The sequence below is a fragment of the Streptomyces sp. NBC_01320 genome (assembly GCF_035974375.1).
GTDB lineage: Bacteria > Actinomycetota > Actinomycetes > Streptomycetales > Streptomycetaceae > Streptomyces > Streptomyces yanii.
On record NZ_CP108390.1, the window covers coordinates 6,210,518 to 6,225,962 of the forward strand.

General features: G+C 69.6%; 17 protein-coding genes and 1 tRNA gene. 8 read left to right on the forward strand and 10 right to left on the reverse strand.

All coding sequences use genetic code 11. The features are described from left to right. Nucleotides 1-13: 13 nt before the first annotated feature. On the reverse strand, nucleotides 14-529 hold the full coding sequence (locus OG395_RS28245; protein ID WP_037702017.1) for an FHA domain-containing protein FhaB/FipA: 516 nt from the start codon (nucleotides 527-529) through the stop codon (nucleotides 14-16). A 10-nt stretch (nucleotides 530-539) separates the two neighbouring features. Further along, nucleotides 540-1,415, reverse strand: coding sequence for an FhaA domain-containing protein (locus OG395_RS28250; RefSeq protein ID WP_327245427.1), 876 nt, complete (start codon nucleotides 1,413-1,415; stop codon nucleotides 540-542). A gap of 317 nt (nucleotides 1,416-1,732) precedes the next feature. Between OG395_RS28250 and OG395_RS28255 the strand changes: the two genes are divergently transcribed. The 3 genes from OG395_RS28255 to OG395_RS28265 all read left to right on the forward strand — a co-directional run bounded on the left by OG395_RS28255 (nucleotide 1,733) and on the right by OG395_RS28265 (nucleotide 4,369). Next, nucleotides 1,733-1,815 (forward strand) — tRNA-Leu (locus tag OG395_RS28255). A gap of 144 nt (nucleotides 1,816-1,959) precedes the next feature. Further along, nucleotides 1,960-3,681, forward strand: coding sequence for a sensor histidine kinase (locus tag OG395_RS28260; protein ID WP_327245428.1), 1,722 nt, complete (start codon nucleotides 1,960-1,962; stop codon nucleotides 3,679-3,681). A gap of 28 nt (nucleotides 3,682-3,709) precedes the next feature. Further along, a complete protein-coding gene (locus OG395_RS28265; RefSeq protein ID WP_327245429.1) occupies nucleotides 3,710-4,369 on the forward strand; it encodes a response regulator transcription factor in 660 nt (219 codons plus the stop codon). A gap of 196 nt (nucleotides 4,370-4,565) precedes the next feature. On the opposite strand, the gene OG395_RS28270 is transcribed toward OG395_RS28265, so the two are convergent. Further along, complete coding sequence (locus tag OG395_RS28270; protein ID WP_327245430.1) at nucleotides 4,566-5,177, reverse strand: FMN-dependent NADH-azoreductase; 612 nt, start codon at nucleotides 5,175-5,177, stop codon at nucleotides 4,566-4,568. Nucleotides 5,178-5,309: 132 nt separating this feature from the next. On the opposite strand from OG395_RS28270, the gene OG395_RS28275 reads away from it, so the two are divergent. Next, entirely contained in the window at nucleotides 5,310-5,657 is a 348-nt protein-coding gene (locus OG395_RS28275; protein WP_327245431.1) for a winged helix-turn-helix transcriptional regulator, read from the forward strand. A gap of 13 nt (nucleotides 5,658-5,670) precedes the next feature. On the opposite strand, the gene OG395_RS28280 is transcribed toward OG395_RS28275, so the two are convergent. Continuing rightward, nucleotides 5,671-6,138, reverse strand: a complete 468-nt coding sequence (locus OG395_RS28280; protein ID WP_327245432.1) for a MarR family winged helix-turn-helix transcriptional regulator — start codon at nucleotides 6,136-6,138, stop codon at nucleotides 5,671-5,673. A 75-nt stretch (nucleotides 6,139-6,213) separates the two neighbouring features. Here OG395_RS28280 and OG395_RS28285 point away from each other — a divergent pair, with 75 nt between their 5' ends. From OG395_RS28285 to OG395_RS28300, 4 genes are all read left to right on the forward strand, one after another. After that, entirely contained in the window at nucleotides 6,214-7,353 is a 1,140-nt protein-coding gene (locus tag OG395_RS28285) for a hypothetical protein (RefSeq protein ID WP_327245433.1), read from the forward strand. Nucleotides 7,354-7,488: 135 nt separating this feature from the next. Continuing rightward, complete coding sequence (locus OG395_RS28290) at nucleotides 7,489-8,940, forward strand: DUF2252 domain-containing protein (RefSeq protein ID WP_327245434.1); 1,452 nt, start codon at nucleotides 7,489-7,491, stop codon at nucleotides 8,938-8,940. A gap of 58 nt (nucleotides 8,941-8,998) precedes the next feature. Next, nucleotides 8,999-9,904, forward strand: a complete 906-nt coding sequence (locus tag OG395_RS28295; protein WP_327245435.1) for a hypothetical protein — start codon at nucleotides 8,999-9,001, stop codon at nucleotides 9,902-9,904. A 46-nt stretch (nucleotides 9,905-9,950) separates the two neighbouring features. Next, entirely contained in the window at nucleotides 9,951-10,295 is a 345-nt protein-coding gene (locus OG395_RS28300; RefSeq protein ID WP_327245436.1) for a rhodanese-like domain-containing protein, read from the forward strand. A gap of 51 nt (nucleotides 10,296-10,346) precedes the next feature. Here the strand turns inward: OG395_RS28300 and OG395_RS28305 are convergent, their stop codons facing one another. The 6 genes from OG395_RS28305 to paaA all read right to left on the reverse strand — a co-directional run bounded on the left by OG395_RS28305 (nucleotide 10,347) and on the right by paaA (nucleotide 15,354). Beyond that, nucleotides 10,347-11,534, reverse strand: coding sequence for an acyl-CoA dehydrogenase family protein (locus OG395_RS28305; protein WP_327245437.1), 1,188 nt, complete (start codon nucleotides 11,532-11,534; stop codon nucleotides 10,347-10,349). Nucleotides 11,535-11,700: 166 nt separating this feature from the next. Then, nucleotides 11,701-12,759 carry a 2Fe-2S iron-sulfur cluster-binding protein gene (locus OG395_RS28310; protein WP_327245438.1) on the reverse strand — a complete coding sequence of 353 codons (1,059 nt, stop codon included), beginning with the start codon at nucleotides 12,757-12,759 and terminating at the stop codon, nucleotides 11,701-11,703. After that, nucleotides 12,760-13,266 carry a 1,2-phenylacetyl-CoA epoxidase subunit PaaD gene (gene paaD / locus OG395_RS28315; protein WP_327245439.1) on the reverse strand — a complete coding sequence of 169 codons (507 nt, stop codon included), beginning with the start codon at nucleotides 13,264-13,266 and terminating at the stop codon, nucleotides 12,760-12,762. Continuing rightward, the gene (gene paaC / locus OG395_RS28320) at nucleotides 13,260-13,961 is read right to left on the reverse strand and encodes a 1,2-phenylacetyl-CoA epoxidase subunit PaaC (protein WP_327245440.1); all 702 of its coding nucleotides are present in this window, start codon (nucleotides 13,959-13,961) and stop codon (nucleotides 13,260-13,262) included. Before paaC ends, paaD begins: the two co-directional genes overlap by 7 nt. Beyond that, complete coding sequence (paaB, locus tag OG395_RS28325; RefSeq protein ID WP_030972485.1) at nucleotides 13,958-14,248, reverse strand: 1,2-phenylacetyl-CoA epoxidase subunit PaaB; 291 nt, start codon at nucleotides 14,246-14,248, stop codon at nucleotides 13,958-13,960. The genes paaC and paaB overlap by 4 nt, the downstream gene beginning before the upstream one ends. Then, nucleotides 14,245-15,354 carry a 1,2-phenylacetyl-CoA epoxidase subunit PaaA gene (gene paaA / locus OG395_RS28330; protein WP_327245441.1) on the reverse strand — a complete coding sequence of 370 codons (1,110 nt, stop codon included), beginning with the start codon at nucleotides 15,352-15,354 and terminating at the stop codon, nucleotides 14,245-14,247. The genes paaB and paaA overlap by 4 nt, the downstream gene beginning before the upstream one ends. Nucleotides 15,355-15,445: the final 91 nt, after the last annotated feature.

Sequence of the window (15,445 nt, forward strand, 5' to 3'; positions counted from 1 at the left end):
GCTCATTGTCGTACTACTTCCGCAGCTCGATGACGGTCTTGCCGATCCGGATCGGCGCGCCCAGCGGAACAGGCGTCGGGGTGGTGAGGCGGGTCCGGTCGAGATACGTGCCATTGGTGGACCCGAGATCCTCGACGATCCACTGGCCGTCACGGTCGGGGTAGATCCTGGCATGCCTGCTGGACGCGTAGTCGTCGTCCAGCACGATCGTTGAATCGTGGGCCCGGCCCAGCGTGATGGTCTGTCCCTGGAGCGCCACCGTGGTGCCGGTGAGGGTGCCCTCGGAGACGACCAGCTTTGTGGGTGCCCCACGGCGCTGGCGGCCGGGCTGCTGGCGTTGCTGCGGCGGTGCCGCGGCGGTCTGGCGTGCCTGTTGCGGTCGCGTGTCGCCCGCGTTGCGGCGTGAGCCGCGCTGCGTGACGCGCGTTCCGAACAGGTCGCTGCGGATGACCTGAACGGCCACGATGACGAACAGCCACAGAACAGCCAGGAAACCTAGCCGCATGACCGTCAGGGTCAGCTCTGACATTGCCCCCGCTTCACCCTTCGGCTTGCCGGTAAACGATGGTGGTGCTGCCCACGACGATCCGCGAGCCGTCGCGGAGCGTAGCGCGGGTGGTGTGCTGCCCGTCTACCACGATGCCGTTGGTAGACCCGAGATCCTGGATCGTCGAGGGCGTTCCGGTCCGGATCTCACAGTGCCGGCGCGATACGCCGGGGTCGTCGATCCGCACGTCGGCGTCGGTGCTGCGTCCCAGCACCAGCGTCGGGCGGGAGATCTGATGGCGGGTGCCGTTGATCTCGATCCAGCGCCGTACCTGCGCGCTCGGCATGGGGCCGGGCGCGGCCGGCGGGCGCCGGTCGGCAGTGGGTGCTCCGGGACGCCCGCTGCCCGGCGGCGGGGCCGCGGGCATGGGCGGAACGGAGCTGGGCGGATAGCCGTAGCCGCCGGTGGGCTGCGGGGCGGCGGAGCGCCCGTGGCCTGGGTGGCCGGGCTGTCCGGGGTGGCCCTGAGGAGCCTGCTGGCCTTGCTGCGAGGAGCTCGAAGCAAGGGTGCGGCTGCGCACGCGGTAGAGCCCGGTGTCGAGGTCCTCCGCCTTCTCCAGATGAACCTTGATCGGTCCCATGAAGGTGTAGCGCTGCTGCTTGGCGTAGTCCCGGACCAGACCGGAGAGCTCGTCGCCGAGCTGGCCGGAGTACGGGCTCAGGCGCTCGTAGTCCGGGGCGCTGAGCTCGACGATGAAGTCGTTGGGGACGACGGTCCGCTCGCGGTTCCAGATGGTTGCGTTGTTGTCGCACTCACGCTGGAGGGCACCCGCGATCTCGACCGGCTGGACCTCGGACTTGAACACTTTGGCGAAGGTGCCGTTGACCAGACCTTCGAGACGCTGCTCGAAACGCTTCATGACTCCCATGGGGCACCTCCTCCGGTGTTCTCGTCCCTGTACTGCTTACTGATCGTATCCACGCGTCGGGAAATCGGCTGGTTCCCCTTGTCTGCCCAGTGGATGAGTGTCACCCCTCACACGGATCGTAGAGGTGACCGCTCCTCACAGTGTCCCGCACCTGCGGTGTGCTGAGGAGGAGTGGGGGTGACCGCACCGCGTTCCCGCTTCCCGTCATCCGCCCAGCGAAACAACGGATGTGAATCCACCCTGTCCAGCGTGCTAATCTTCCGGATGTCGCCAGGCGCTCGCACCAACAGGTGAGAGAGTCTGAAAACACCACTCATGCGCGAGTGGCGGAACGGCAGACGCGCTGGCTTCAGGTGCCAGTGTCCTTCGGGACGTGGGGGTTCAAATCCCCCCTCGCGCACAAGAGAGAAGCCCCACAGGCCAACGGTCTGTGGGGCTTCTTCGTTCCCTGGCGAGGTGATCGGCGGTGGGGCGACTTTCGTCGTGCGCGGGCGCAACGAAAGAAAGGCGTCGCGTGTGCGAAGGGCTGCCTAGGGTGCGGGGCGTGTACGCGATATCGAAACTCCGGGCCGGGTGGCAGTGGTGTGCGGCGCCGGAGCTGTGGTCCCGCCGCAGGACGGCCGGGGAGGCCGTGCTGGCCGTGGTGCTCGGGCTGCTGGCCGCGGGGACGGAAGAGCTGCTGCGCGGCGGGGAACTGCGGTTGTGGGTTGTGCCGTCCATGGTCGTGGTGCTGTCGCTGCTCAGGCGCCGGCTGCCCGTGAGCGTGCTGGTGGTGACGTCCGCCCTGGCCGGGTTCTCCGGCGGATTCGCGTTGCTGCTGATGGTGGTGGCGTGGAGTTCCGGGCGCCGGATCGCCGGAGCAGGACGGGCGCTGGGGGCGTTCACCGCCTCGTACGTTCTTTACGTGGGTGTGACCGTCGCGATGACCTGGTCCGGGCTGCGGCCGCTGACCCAGGTGTTGCTCACCACCCTCTACTTTTTGGCGACGACGCTCGTGCCCGGTCTCGCCAGCCGGTACTGGACGCAGCGCCGGACCCTGCTGCACGCCCTCCAGGAGCGCAATGCGCAGCTGATCCGGGAGCGGGCCATGATCGTGGGGCAGGCGCGGCTCATGGAGCGCCAGCGGATCGCTCAGGACATGCACGACAGCCTCGGTCACCAACTGGCGCTGATCTCTGTCCATACAGGGGCACTGGAGGTCGACCCGGAGCTGACGGTGCGGCAGCGCGAGGCGGTCGGTGTGCTGCGTGGTGCCTCGGTCCGTGCCATGCACGAGCTGCGGGAAGTCGTCGGGATTCTGCGGGACGACGTCGCGGGACCCGGGCGCGGCGACGAGGACGGGCAGCGGGCGGCGCGCGGGACCGCGGGTATCGAGGAGCTGACGGAGGCGGCGCGGGCCGCTGGAAGCGCTGTGGAGCTCCGTCGCACGGGAGAGAGCCGGGTGCTCGCGGCTGCCTCGGACCATGCGGCGTACCGCATCGTCCAGGAGGCATTGACCAATGCGTACAAGCACGCACCGGGCGCGGCCATCACGGTCGAGCTGCGCTATGAGCCGGATTCCTTCGTCGTCGAGATCGTCAGTGGTCCGCAGCGGCACGCACAGACCGTGGGTGGAGCGGTCAGCGGCGGGCAGGGGTTGCCCGGGCTGCACGAGCGGGCCCGGCTGGTCGGCGGCATGGTGCACACCGGGCGGACCGAGGACGGCGGGTTCCGGGTGGCCGGCGTGCTGCCGTACGGCGCCGAGTCCATGGTCGGGGGGTCCGTGGGTACGCCGATGGTCGATGCGGAGGACGACTTCCGGCAGCAGTCACAGACAGTCCCGCGGGGGAACGGTGGTCCGGTCATGGACTGGACGGTTTCCGAGCGGGAGTTGGCGATGAGCGGCAGGACGAGGAGCACGGGCAGCGGCATCGCGCTGGGCTGCGGGATAGCGGCGGGCGCCCTGGTGCTGTTGATGCTGATCGGTGGGTTCGGCCTGTATTTCTTGGTGAGAGAGATGGACAAGGCGATGATCGATCCGCGCCAGTACCGGGCGATCAAGATCGGGTCGGCGGAGGACGAGGTGCGGGACCAGCTGCCCTCCGGGGATACGTTCATGTCGGCCGGGCTTTACGGCGCGGGGCCCGAGGAGCCGGCCGGGGCGCGGTGCCTGGTCCTGATGTCCTCGGAGGTGGGCGACAGCCTCAGTACCGAGCCGGTGTTCCGGTTCTGCTTCCGGGACGGCAGGCTGATCGAGAAGAAGTCCTATGAGGTTCCCAGTAGATGAGAGGGACAGGACGAGTACGGGGGTACGTGTGACGGGGCAACCGATCAGAGTCGTCATCGCTGACGACGAGCCCCTCATCCGGGCGGGGATACGGATGATCCTGACCTCGGACCGCTCCATCGAGGTTGTCGCCGAGGCGGCGAATGGGCGCGAGGCCGTGGATCAGGTCCGCGCCCATGCGGCGGATGTCGTGCTGCTCGACATCCAGATGCCTGTGATGGACGGGCTCACGGCACTGGTGGAACTGCGCACGGCGGCACCGGCGGTGCGGGTGATTGTGCTCACGACGTTCGGGGAGCGGGAGAACGTCCTGCGGACGCTGGAGCAAGGGGGCGCCGGATTCCTGCTCAAGGACACCGCGCCGGCCGAGCTGATCCAGGCGGTTCGGGCGGCAGCGGCCGGTGATGCCTATCTCTCGCCCGGTGCCACTCGGCATGTGGTCGATCAGCTGGCCATGGGACGGGCGGCCAAGCGGGGCGAAGGGGCGCGGCGGCAGGTGGCGGAACTCAGCGGGCGGGAGCGCGAGGTACTGGCCCTGCTCGGCGAGGGGCTGTCCAACGCGGACGCCGGCAGGCGGCTGCACATGAGCGAGGCAACGGTGAAGACGTATGTGAGCCGGATCCTGGCGAAGCTGGGGTGCGAGAACCGGGTGCAGGCTGCGCTGTTGGCGAGGGATGCGGGGCTGTAGGCGTGCTGCGGGCGCGTTTTGGAGGCTCTGGAACGCCAGGATGTGTTTCACGTGAAACGTCCGATTCGGGGCGTTCGGTATAGCGGGGCGTTTCTGTGTGGCGGGGTGCTTGTGTGTCTCCGTGCGACGACGAGCCGGGGCTCGCGGGAGTGTCCGATCCCCGCGAGCCCCGGCCGGTTTTCCGTTGTGCCGCGACTCAGGCGGCGAGGCGCGTGGCGAGAGCCTTGGCCTTCTCCGTGGCCTCGGTGAACGCCCTGGCGCGAGAGGCCTCGGCAAGCGGGATGAGCTCGGCCATCGCGGGCTGGGAGTGGGCCAGCGTCAGCTCCGGGACGATGAAGTCGACCTCGGCGCCGAACATGCTCGTCAGCAGCTTCTCCAGGTAGTTCTGGACGAACTCGGAGTCCTCGCGCGGGGTGCCGGGGGCGTACGAGCCGCCGCGGCTGGCGACGACGGTGATCGGGGTGCCCGCCACCGGGCTGTCGGGACCCGCGTTGCGACCGACGATGATCACCTGGTCGAGCCAGGCCTTCAGGGTCGACGGGATGCTGAAGTTGTACATCGGGGCGCCGATCAGGACGGCATCCGCGGTTTCCAGCTCGGCGGCGAGCTCGCTGCGCAGCGGGTCCTCGGCGCCGGCGGCTGCCGCTGTGGCGTCCAGGTGGGGCAGCGGGTTCGCGGCAAGGTCGCGGTAGACGACCTGTCCGTGCGGGTGCTGCTCGAGCCAGGTCTTGACGAAGGTGGCGGTGACCTCGCGCGATGCGGAGCCCTGCGGGAAGACGGCGGAGTCGAGGTGCAGAAGCGTGGCCATGGGGGATCTCCACGGATATCTAGAGGGCGGTGCCCGGCCGGGGATGCAGGGCATCTTTTTCGTATGCACCTAGTAATAACATAGGGGCTTACTAATCATAAGCCCCTCACTGCGACGCAGTACCCTGGGTGCATGGCGGAACACGGTGAGCAGGTGTGTCGACGGGTCGACGTGAGCATCACGCGCGTCTTCGAGCTGTTCGGGAAGCGCTGGACGGGCCCGATCGTCTCCGTGCTTCTGCAACAGCCGGTGCACTTCGCGGATCTGCGGCGGGCGATTCCGGGTATCAGTGAGCGCATGCTCTCGGACCGGCTGACCGAACTCGGTGCGGCCGGGCTGGTGGTGCGTGAGGTCGACGAGGGTCCGCCGCTGCGGGTCTCGTACCGGCTGACGCGGGCCGGCGCCGCGATGGAGCCTGCCCTGAAGGAGCTGGCGCTCTGGGCGCAGACATACCTCGTGGTCGACGAGGGCGGCTGCTGACGGCTCTCGGTAGTTACAGGGGCGTGCCCGTGCCCGGGGTGCTCGTCGCGCCCGACGCGTTGTAGCGCAGCAGGTACTCGGCGAACCGCGCGAGATCGTCCGCGGTCCACTCCGCGAGACGCTGCTGGTAGGCCGCGTGACGGCTGGCCTGCGTCGAGGCGAGGGCCTGGGTTCCGGCCTTGGTGGGGTGCAGCACCTGGATCCGGTGGTCCGTGGCGTCCGGGTGGCGCTCGACCAGGCCGAGCTTCTCCAGGCTGGCGATCTGCCGGCTGACCGTCGACTTGTCGAGCATGTAGTGCGCAGCCAGATCCGTTGCGCGGCAGCCCTGCCGGTCGTCGATGTGCGACAGCAGTGTGTACGAGACCAGCGGCAGCTCCGGATGGAGTCGGGCCGCGGCGGCGCGCGCCCGGCGCGCGAACGCCGTCAGCTCGCGCTCGATGACGTCCAGCGATTCTTCGCGTTCCCCGGCGGTGTCTGGCACGGTCTCACCTTCCCGAATGTTCAGTTGTATAGTACAACGGATAGAAGAGTTGTAAATGCCAACCATTGGAGTTCGATGTCCACGGGTCCGAGTGCCGCCGGCGGCACGACCGCCGCTGCCCTGCGCCATGTGCTGAGCCATCTCGTCACACCCCTGCTGATGTGTATCGGGATGGGGCTCGCCTACCTGGGGGCGTTCCATGCTCCGGAACCGCACGACCTGCGGGTGGACGTGGTCGGATCGGGGCCGAGCGCACAGGTGCTCGCGCAGACGCTGCAGGACAAGGGTGACGGCGCGCTCAGCGTGCGTACCGTCCCCGACCGGGACACCGCGGTGAACCACCTGAAGACACAGGCGAGTTACGGCGCCTACCTCCCGGGGAAGCACCCCGAGCTTCTCGTGGCCAGCGCCTCCTCCGACACCAGCGCCACGGTGGTGGAGAAGGTCTTCACGAAGGTGGCGGCCGCGCAGGGCGACCCGCTGAAGGTGACGGACACGGCACCGACCGCGGACGGCGATCCGACCGGCCAGGGGATCTTCTTCCTGCTGGTCGCGGTGAGCATCGGGTCGTACGCGTCGGTCGCGGTGATCGGTGGCGCGGGTGCGGTGCTGGCATTGCGGATCAGGGCGGCACTGGCCCTTGGTGCCTCACTCGTGGTGAGCGTGATCGGGGCCGTGTTCGCGGGGCCCCTGTTCGGGCTGGTGGACCACGGGCTGGGCGGACTCTGGGCGATGGCCTGGCTCTACTCGGCGGGCATTCTCCTGATCGGTGTGGGGCTGCACACATTCCTCAAGCGGTGGACGACGCTCGGCGTGATGGTGCTGTTCGTGATGCTGAACTTCACCAGTTCCGGCGGCATCTTCCGGCCCGAACTGCAGCCCGGTTTCTTCGGTTCGCTGCATGCGTTCTGGAACGGCGCGGGCTTCGTCGAAGGTGCGAGGAGCCATGTGTACTTCGATGGGCACGGACTCGGCGGACACGTGCTGGTGCTCGCGCTCTGGTTCGTGGTGGGGCTGGCCGTGATGGGAGCGGCCGGGTTGGCCGAGGGGAGGCGGCGGAAGCCTGCTGTGCAGGCGCAGGGTGTGGGTTCGTCCCGGCACCGGGCCGGGTCGGAGAACCGGACGGGCACGGAGAGGGGGACGGCGGAGTGTCGGGCCGAGGCCGATGCGAGGGAAGAGCTGGAGGAGGAGCTGGAGGAGTCTGTCGGCGTCTGACCAGGGCAAGGCGCTGTCCACAGGCGTTCGTTCAGGTTTTCCACAGGGGCAGACGGCTGTTGGCGGACGGCGGTACCGTCGTCGGCAGTTGATGTTGGACAGGACGTCGGTCGAGGGCGGGGGAGGCTGCGCGCCATGGGTGAGTTCGAAGTGGCAGTACCGGGGCAGCGGGTTGTGACGGATGAGCCGCGCATACCGGTCGTGCCCGGGTTCGCCCGGCGAGCGGCTGTTGCGGCGGGAAGCGCGCCGCAGTCGCCGAGGGGGACGGGCAAGGCGCTGCGCGACCGGGTGCCCAGGACCTCGCACGATGCCCTGGTCCTTCCCTCGGGCCGGCCCGACGCCGTGCAGGCGGTCGAGGAGTCGAACCGGGGCAGAGTGCCCGACCTCGCGCCGATCCGGGTGGGGCGGATGGCTGCCACACCGTTCGCGTTTCTGCGCGGTTCGGCCGGGCTGATGGCCCATGACCTGATGGGCACACCGGTGACCGGGGTGGGCGCCCAGCTCTGCGGCGATGCGCATGCGGCCAATTTCGGGCTGTACGGCGATGCGCGAGGCAGTCTGGTCATCGATCTGAACGACTTCGACGAGACCGTGTTCGGCCCGTGGGAGTGGGACCTCAAGCGGCTCGCCACCTCGCTGGTGCTCGCGGGGCGTGAGGCCGGAGCGGACGAGGAAACCTGTCGGCGGGGTGCGTACGACACGGTGGGCGCGTACCGGCGGACGATGCGATTGCTGGCCAGACTGTCCGCGCTCGACGCCTGGAATGCCATCGCCGACGAGGAACTCGTCTCGCACACGGACGCGCGGGATCTGGTCGGCATGCTGGAACGGGTCTCGCAGAAGGCCCGTAAGAACACCAGCGCCCGCTTCGCCGCCAAGTCCACGGAGGAGGCCGAGGGTGGCGGACGCCGCTTCGTCGACGCACCACCGGTGCTGCGGCGGGTGCCGGATGCGGAGGCCGCGGCGGTCGCGGCGGCGCTCGGCGACTATGTGGGCACGATCTCGGAGGACCGGGTGCCGCTGCTCGCCCGTTACGCGATCCATGATGTGGCGTTCCGCGTGGTCGGCACGGGGAGTGTCGGAACCCGGTCGTATGTGGTGCTGCTGCTCGATCACCGCGGCGAGCCGTTGGTCCTGCAGGTGAAGGAGGCGCGGCCCTCCGCGCTGGCGCCGTATCTGCCCGCCGTCGGTTTCGAGGTGCCCGAGGCGGCGCACGAGGGTCACCGAGTGGTGCTCGGGCAGAAGCGGATGCAGGTGGTCAGCGACATTCTGCTGGGCTGGGCGACCGTGCAGGGGCGGCCATTCCAGGTGCGGCAATTCAGGAACCGCAAGGGCAGTGTGGACCCGGCGGCCCTGGCGGCCGACCAGGTGGACGACTACGGGCGGATGACGGGCGCACTGCTGGCGAGGGCCCATGCCCACAGCGCCGACCCGCGGCTGATCGCGGGCTACTGCGGCAAGAACGACGAGCTGGACGAAGCGGTGGCGAGCTTTGCTGTGACGTATGCGGACCGTACGGAGGCGGATCACGCGGAGCTGGTGCGGGCCGTTGGTTCGGGGCGAATAGCGGCTGAGCTCGGGGTGTGAGGGGCGCACCGCCGACCGTGCGTCCTCGGGGCGCGGGCCGGGGCCATACGCTGGACGGGTGACCCACGAAGCCGCCGGGGTGCCGACCACCCGGAACGACGATGACCGGCAGGACAACGACCGGCAGCAGGAACAGCATGAGCAGCGAGCCCCTCGGGGCGACGCCGACGCGGGCAGTGCCGCTGATGCTGCGCGCCCCGAGGCGCGGCTGGCGAAGGCCGTGCGGGCGGCGGAGCAGGCGCTGATCGAGTTCGAGATCGCGGTGGAGACCTTCCGGGTCGAGGTGGAGAACTTCTCCCGGCTGCACCACCAGAAGCTCGGCCCGATGTACGCCCGCCTCGACGAGCTCGACGCGCAGATCGCGGAGGCCCGGGCCGCCCGGACCGGTGACCCCGAGGATCTGCGCAGGGCTCGGGAGGCTCGGGCGCTCGTGATGCCGATGCCGGGCATCGACGAGCTTTTCCACGACTGGCTCGACTCCGACGGGCTGTCCCCCGAGGCGGCGGCGATGCTGACCGAGCAGCCGGTGCGGCCGCCCAAGCGGGTCCGGCCGACCGAGGAGGCGCGCAAGCTCTACCGCGAGCTGGCACGCAGTGCCCACCCGGATCTCGCCCAGGACGAGACGGAGCGGGCGCGCCGGGACGAGTTCATCACCCGCGTCAACGCCGCCTACGGGCGTGGGGACGAGGCCCTGCTGAAGGAGCTGGCGCAGGAGTGGGCGGCGGGGCCCGTTCCACAGCAGGCAGAGCTCAGCGAGAGCGAGGAGCTCTACGCCCGGCTGAACTGGTTGACCCAGCGCAAGGAACTGCTGACCGTGCTCGCCCAGGAGCTGGAGGAGGGCGCGATCGGGGCCATGCTGCGGATGGCGCCCGACGACCCGGACCGGCTGCTCGACGAGATCGCCGAACAGCTGCTGGGTGAGGTCGCGCAGCGAGAGGCGGAGCTGGCAGGCCTGGTGCAGTAGCGTTTCTGGTAAGTCCGGAGCGTACGTACGAGAGAAGGCATGACCCATGAATTTCGCCCCGCTGCCCTCGGTGGATGTCGCGGCGGTGCCGTCGGACGGCCTTGTGCTGGACGTCCGGGAGAACGACGAATGGGCGGCAGGTCACGTCGATGGTGCCCTGCACATTCCGATGAGTGACTTCGTCGGCCGCTTCGGTGAGCTGACCGAGGCGTCGGAGGACGGCAGGCGCGTGCATGTGATGTGCCGGGTCGGTGGCCGGTCCGCCCAGGTCACCCAGTACCTGGTGCAGCAGGGCATCGACGCCGTGAACGTCGACGGCGGGATGCTCGCCTGGGACGGCGCCGGGCGCCCGATGGTCACGGACAACGGCAACCCGGCCTTCGTTCTCTGATCCTGCCGGGATCCCCCGCGCTCCGGTGGGCGCCGGAGCGCGCCGGGGGTCTCAGCCGAGGGGATGGGCGGCCAGCAGGTCGCCCAGTACCTCCTCATGCATCGCTGCGGGGCCGAGCGACAGCTCGATCTGCTTCGCCCAGGCATGGAAGCGGTGCAGCGGGTAGTCGGTGTCCGCGCCGAAGCCGCCGTGCAGATGCTGGGCGGTCTGCACGACCCGACGGACCCCGTCCGACGCCCAGATCTTCGCCACCGCGACATCGCCCGCGACGGGCAGCGTTCCGGGCGCACCGGTGGAGATCCGCCAGGCCGCCTGCCAGAGGGTCACTTCCATGGCCCGCAGATCGATGTACCGGTCCGCAGCCTGGACGGCGACGGACTGAAACGTCGCGACGGGGTGCCCGAACTGCTCGCGCTTCCCGGTGTATTCACTCGTCATGGCGAGCACCGCCTCGCCGAGACCCAGTGCGAGCGCGCAGGTTCCGGTGGTGAGCAGGGTGCGCAGCCACTCCCAGGCACCCGGCGTACTGATCAGCGCGCTGTCCTCGATCCGTACCGTGTCCAGCCGGACCTCGGCGAACAACTCACCGCTCGTGGAGACCTGTTCGGCGAGTGCGACGCCCTCGTCCGTGCGGCGTACCAGCGCCAGCGCGGCCAGGCCCTCGTCCGTGTGGGCGGGCACCGCAATCCAGTCCGCGGACTGGGCCCACGGCACCCCCGACTGCACTCCGTCGAGCACCCAGCCCGCGCTTCCGCCGTCCTCGCTGCTGGGCCGGTCATGGTCCTGGCCGGCCTTTCCCGCAAGGTCCCGGCGGACGGTGACGGCGAGCTCGGCCGGATCGTGGCCGGTGCGGCCGTTGGCCCCGACGGTGAGGACCAGCTCGCCCCGGCCGACGCGGGGCAGCAACTCGGCTGCCAGGCCGGGGTCACCGTGCTGCTGGATCGTCATCGCGACCGCGCAGGTCTCCAGTAGCGGCACCCGGGCAAGCACTTTTGCCGATTCGCGCAGGACCAGGCAGAGCGCGACCACATCGAGTCCGGCCCCGCCGTGTTCCGGTGCCAGCGTCAGGCTCAGCAGGTCGCCTGCGGCCAGCCCCGTCCACACGGACCGGTCGATGTCCTCGGCCACCGCTCCCGGAGTGAGCGCGGGGCTGGGCACACCGTCGGGCTCGACGCCCGAGAAGACCGCCCTTGCCGCCTCGACGGCTGCCTGCTGCTCCTCGGTGAAGGTGAAGTCCACTGCACTGACCTCCCGCGAACCGTCGTGCTCGTACCCGCATCTGACGGGTCGTCAAGATAGAGCAGGTTCTATGAGAAGGGAACAGGGAAGGGGCGCGGCGGTCCGCGGGATCCCGGAGATCCGGTCGAAGTTGGTCGAATCAGTGGGATCCGAGTGATCCGAGGGGTCAGCGGTCGAAGTCGAGTTCCACCTCCGGTGTGAGCGGATGCGACTGGCAGGCAAGCACATAGCCCGCCCCCGTCTCGTCCGGCTCCAGCGCGAAGTTGCGGTTCATCCGGACCTCACCCGAGACCAGGAACGCCCTGCACGTCCCGCACACCCCGCCCTTGCATGCGTACGGAGCGTCGGAGCGGCTGCGCAAGACCGTTTCCAGCAGCGATTCGCCGTCCTGGACCGGCCAGTTGCCCGAGCGCCCGTCCAATGTCGCGGTCAGCGTGCTGTGTGCGGGCGCCTCGATCCGTGTGCGGGCGGGAGCGGCCGGGCCGTCGTCGACGTGGAAGATCTCCTGGTGGATGTGGGCCCGGTCGATACCAAGGCCGTGCAGCGCATCCTCTGCCGCCCGCACGAGGCCGAACGGCCCACAGAGATACCAGCCGTCCACCTCTCCCACCGACAGGAGCGCGGGCAGCAGCCCGGTCAGCCGCTCCCGGTCGAGCCGGCCGGACGGGAGACCCGCCTGCTGCTCCTCGCGGGAGAGCACTGTCACCAGCTGGAAGCGGTCCGGATAGCGGTCCTTCAGGTCGGCGACCTCGTCCAGGAACATCGTCGAGGCAGCCGTCCGGTCGCTCCGGATCAGACAGAACCGGGCCTCGGGCTCACGGGCCAGCAGAGTCGACGCGATCGACAGCACCGGGGTGATGCCGCTGCCGCCGACGATCGCCGCGTAGTGACCGGCGCGGGGGGTGAGCACGAAGCGTCCCATCGGGGGCATCGCCTCGACCTGGTCACCGACGGCGAGTTCCTTGAGGGCGTACGTGGAGAACGCACCGCCGTCGACCAGCCGGATGCCCACCTGCAGCTCGGGATCGGCTGGGGCATCGGCGGCCGGGGTGCAGATCGAGTACGAACGCCGGATCTCTTCGCCGTGAACCGTGTAGCGCACATTGAGGTGCTGGCCGGGCTTGTGGCGGAAGGTCTCGCGCAGCTCGGGGGGCACCGCGAAGGTCACGGCCACCGAGTCGTCGGTCAGCCGCTCGATCGCGCGGACCCGGAGCGGATGGAACATCTACAACTCCTTGAAGTGGTCGAACGGTTCACGGCAGCTCGCGCAGCGGCGCAGCGCCTTGCAGGCGGTGGAGGAGAACCGGCTCAGCAGCTCCGTGTCCATGGAGCCGCAGTGCGGGCAGCGCACCGAGAGGGTGAGCGGCACCGGTCCGCCGGACCCGGTGGCGGCATCATGCGGGCGCGGGGGTGCTATGCCGAACTCGGCGAGCTTGCGCCGCCCCTCCGCGCTGATGTCGTCGGTCGACCAGGCCGGTGCGAGCACAGTGACCACGGAGACCTCCGGTATGCCGTGGTCGTGCAGCACCTGCTCGATATCGGCCGACATGGTTTCGATCGCCGGGCAGCCGGTGTACGTCGGGGTGAGGCGGACGGTGACCTTGCCCGGGGCGAGCACCTCCACTCCGCGGAGTACGCCCAGCTCCTCCAGGGTGAGCACAGGCAGCTCGGGATCGGGCACGGACCCGGCGAGCCTGCGTACCTCCTCTTCCAGCCGCGTCTCGGTCACCATGACGCCCCCGGATGGCTGCGGTGCAGATGCTGCATCTCGGCGAGCATCCGCCCGAAAGGTTCCGTGTGGATGCCCTGCCGTCCTGCCCCGGCCGTCCAGGCACCGGACCCCGGGCCGGTCGGCACCGTCAGCGTCGCCTGCTGCAGGACGCCGGTGACGGTGGCCAGCCAGTCGGTGTGCAGCGACGGCCAGTCGATCTCCACTCCCTCGACCGGCTGGAACAGTTCACCAGTGAACCGCCACAGCGCATCCACCCCGCGCTGCATCCGCCGGTGGCTCTCCTCCGTGCCGTCGCCCAACCGCAGCGTCCAGTGCGTGGCGTGGTCCTGGTGGTACGCGACCTCCTTGACGGCCTTCGCGGCCAGCCCGGCGAAGTCGCCCGCACCGGCCGCCAGCTGCTCGTACAGCCCCCGCTGGTAGACGGAGAAGTACAGCTGTCGAGCGATGGTGTGGGCGAAGTCGCCGTTGGGCTGCTCGACCAGCTGGACGTTGCGGAAGGCGCGCTCCTCGCGTAGGAATGCCAGCTCGTCCTCGTCCCCGGCGAGCGAGAGCAGCACCCGGGCTTGCCCCAGGAGGTCCAGGGCGATGTTGGCGAGGGCCACCTCCTCCTCCAGCACGGGCGCGTGGCCCGCCCACTCCCCCAGCCGGTGCGACAGCACCAGCGCGTCGTCGCCGAGGGCGAGGGCCGCGGTCACAGGTGCTTCACCCCTTCCGGGATCTCGTAGAACGTGGGGTGCCGGTAGGGCTTGTCGCCCGCCGGCTCGAAGAACGAGTCCTTCTCGTCCGGCGAGGAGGCCGTGATCTCCGTGGATGGCACCACCCAGATGGAGACGCCCTCGGAACGGCGTGTGTACAGGTCACGGGCGTTGCGCAGGGCCATCTCGGCGTCCGGGGCGTGCAGGCTGCCCGCGTGGGTGTGGGAGAGACCGCGCCGCGAGCGCACGAACACCTCCCAGAGCGGCCAGTCGGTCGAACTGCTCATGCCGTCGCCTCCGCGTTCGGTGGGGTGCGCATTTCTGCCTGGGGCATTTCCGTGTGGGGTGCTTCTGTGATGTGGGCCGGTGCGTGGCGCGTCGGTGCGGGGTGCTTGAGCGCGTACGAAGCCGCCGCGTCCCGGACCCAGGCGCCCTCTTCGTGTGCCCGGCGCCTCTGTGTGAGGCGCTGTTCGTTGCACGGGCCGTTGCCCTTCAGGACCTCCTGGAACTCCGTCCAGTCGATCGCCCCGAAGTCGTGGTGTCCGCGCTCCTCATTCCACCTGAGGTCCGGGTCCGGGAGGGTGAGCCCCAGCGCCTCGGCCTGCGGGACACAGATGTCGACGAACCGTTGCCGCAGCTCGTCGTTGGAGTGCCGCTTGATCTTCCAGGTCATCGACTGCGCCGAGTGCGCCGATGCGTCGTCCGGCGGGCCGAACATCATCAGGGACGGCCACCACCAGCGGTTCACCGCATCCTGTGCCATCGCGCGCTGCCCCGGCGTGCCGCGGCCGAGGGTGAGCAGCAGCTCGTACCCCTGGCGCTGGTGGAAGGACTCCTCCTTGCAGATGCGGACCATGGCCCGTGCGTACGGACCGTACGAGCAGCGGCAGAGGGGCACCTGGTTGGTGATCGCGGCGCCGTCCACCAGCCAGCCGATCGCGCCGACATCCGCCCAGGTCAGCGTGGGGTAATTGAAGATTGACGAATACCTCTGGCGGCCTGCGTGGAGCTTGTCGAGCATTTCCTCGCGGCTCGTCCCCAGCGTCTCCGCCGCGCTGTAGAGGTACAGCCCGTGTCCCGCCTCGTCCTGCACCTTGGCCATCAGGATCGCCTTGCGGCGCAGCGAGGGTGCGCGGCTGATCCAGTTGGCCTCGGGCTGCATCCCGATGATTTCGGAATGGGCGTGCTGGGCCATTTGCCTGACCAGCGAGGCCCGGTACGCGTCCGGCATCCAGTCGCGCGGCTCGATGCGCTCGTCGGCCGCCACCGCGGCGTCGAAGGCTGCCTGCTGAGCCACGTCCGCCCCCGCCGGCCCGCCGGGCCCGCCTGCTGTCGCCTGCGCGGTCCCTCGCGCCTGGCCCTGCGCTGTCTGGTCCGCAGTCACTGCCGCCATCCCGGGCTCCCTACCGACCGATCGTTCGGTTCAATGACTTCAATGGTGAGTCGGTGGCCCGTAGGGTGTCAACCCTGTGGATAACTGACCG